Origin of the sequence: Acinetobacter sp. UBA2063 (assembly GCF_002333245.1) — a bacterium.
GTDB lineage: Bacteria > Pseudomonadota > Gammaproteobacteria > Pseudomonadales > Moraxellaceae > Acinetobacter > Acinetobacter parvus.
The window spans coordinates 1-555 of sequence record NZ_DDAH01000273.1 but is presented as its reverse complement, the minus strand read 5'-3'; the positions used below and the strand labels follow the sequence as shown (position 1 = coordinate 555).

Sequence of the window (555 nt, the reverse complement as noted above, 5' to 3'; positions counted from 1 at the left end):
ATTCAAACATGAGGTGCGACAAGATTGGGAATATGAACCAACAAAAATGTGGCGCTATATTGGTAACTATAAATGGAAAAGTATTTAGCTAAAACAACAGGATGTACAAGGGAAATGGTTGCAGACAGTATGGCAGGTGGATGACTCTCCACGTTATGCAGGTTTGGGGCGTTGGACCAAAGATAATGGGGTAACGGAATGGACTTCAAATGAAACCTATCGTCCATTGCCACGCCGTGAGCATACGATTCGTAATGATTACGATGTGATTATTGGGACCAACCGCCATGCATTGACAGCAACGGGTTGGGTGCATGAACAGGACAATATCAAGTTTGATAGCAAGACCATACTGCGCTGGCACGCAAATTGGGTGAATCAATACTTAGGTCTTTTTTATTTCTGGCATGCCATTTGCTTTTAAATAATTAGACAGGCAAAGATGCCTATTTCAATTAATCACTACGTTTTTATAGGCAAAGGGGCCTAAAGCTGAAAGATGCTTTAGGCCCTTTTTTTATAAAAATTTTTAAAGAAACTATAGAGGATTGTTTA

The 555-nt window shown here is 39.8% G+C and carries 1 pseudogene; it reads left to right on the top strand.

Features of this window, described 5'->3' with window-relative positions:
* Positions 1-375: pseudogene (locus B4H32_RS12720) on the top strand (DUF6607 family protein); the annotation flags it as partial.
* Positions 376-555 lie beyond the last annotated feature (180 nt).